The organism is Mycobacterium sp. IDUB_9, from assembly GCF_055419505.1.
The window spans coordinates 1,806-3,581 of sequence record NZ_JBVAXU010000014.1 but is presented as its reverse complement, the minus strand read 5'-3'; the positions used below and the strand labels follow the sequence as shown (position 1 = coordinate 3,581).

Genomic DNA, 1,776 nt, shown 5'->3' with positions numbered 1-1,776 from the left:
GATTCATCATGGACGCACATACACGGGTACGGGAATATCAACCCGTTGTCCATCGACTACGCCTGTCGGCCTCGCCTTAGGTCCCGACTCACCCTGGGAGGACTGGCCTGGCCCAGGAACCCTTGGTCTTTCGGCGGGCAAGGTTCTCACTTGCCTATTCGCTACTCATGCCTGCATTCTCACTCCCACACCCTCCACAGCTAGATCACTCTGCTGCTTCACCGGATGCAGGACGCTCCCCTACCCAACGAGAACAAGTCTCGTTGCCGCGGCTTCGGCGGTGTACTTGAGCCCCGCTACATTATCGGCGCACAATCACTTGACCAGTGAGCTATTACGCACTCTTTCAAGGGTGGCTGCTTCTAAGCCAACCTCCTGGTTGTCTTCGCGACTGCACATCCTTTTCCACTTAGTACACGCTTAGGGGCCTTAGCCGGCGATCTGGGCTGTTTCCCTCTCGACGCACGGAGCTTATCCCCCGCCGTCTCACTGCCACACTCTTGGACTTGTCGGCATTCGGAGTTTGGCTGACGTCAGTAACCCTGTGGGGCCCATCGGCCATCCAGTAGCTCTACCTCCAACAAGAAACATGTGACGCTGCACCTAAATGCATTTCGGGGAGAACCAGCTATCACGGAGTTTGATTGGCCTTTCACCCCTACCCACAGCTCATCCCCTCAGTCTTCAACCTAAGTGGGTTCGGGCCTCCACGCGGTCTTACCCGCGCTTCACCCTGGCCATGGGTAGATCACTCCGCTTCGGGTCCAGAACACACCACTACACCAACCCCTACGGATTGGATACGCCCTATTCAGACTCGCTTTCGCTGCGGCTACCCCACACGGGTTAACCTCGCGACATGTCCCTGACTCGCAGGCTCATTCTTCAAAAGGCACGCCATCACCCCACCACGAAGGAGGGCTCTGACGGATTGTAAGCGCACGGTTTCAGGTACTATTTCACTCCCCTCCCGGGGTACTTTTCACCATTCCCTCACGGTACTAATCCGCTATCGGTCACTGGGAAGTATTCAGGCTTACCGGGTGGTCCCGGCAGATTCACAGCAGATTTCACGGGCCCGCTGCTACTCGGGAACACTGTTCAAGGCAGATGTCAGGTTTTCACGTACCGGGCTCTCACCGTCTACGGCAGGTCATCCCAAACCACTTCCGTTAACCACGACATTTTCTCACTACCCTCCAGTCAGGTAGAACTGGAAAAACAGGTCCCACAACCCCGCACACACAACCCCTACCCGGTATCACATGCATACGGTTTAGCCATCCTCCGCTTTCGCTCGCCACTACTCACGGAATCACTTTTGTTTTCTCTTCCTACGGGTACTGAGATGTTTCACTTCCCCGCGTTCCCTCCTGCACCCTATGTATTCAGATACAGGTAACACGACATCACTCGTGCTGGGTTTCCCCATTCGGACATCCTCGGATCAACGCTCGGTTGGCAGCTCCCCGAGGCATATCGCAGCCTCCAACGTCCTTCATCGGCTCCCAGTGCCAAGGCATCCACCATGCGCCCTTAAACACTTACAACACAAACACCAAAAATGAGTTTCAAAAGAAATTGCACATCAATGACACACAAAAACAGCACCCACCCGAAGGCCGGCGCCACATTTTGCGTGCTAGATGCTCGCAACCACTATCCACAAATCAAACACCACACCCCACCACCAAAGATGGAGCAACAACACGCCTCCCACCCCACACAGGGGCCAGGGAAAAACGGGCCTGTTGTCTCAAAGCCCAATAGTGTGTC

Annotated in this window: 1 rRNA gene (cut by a window edge); it reads right to left on the bottom strand. The window is 55.4% G+C overall.

The annotated features are described in order from the left end of the window. Positions 1 to 1,550 (bottom strand): 23S ribosomal RNA (locus tag ACZY08_RS29655); it reaches 1,676 nt to the left of the window's first position. Positions 1,551 to 1,776 lie beyond the last annotated feature (226 nt).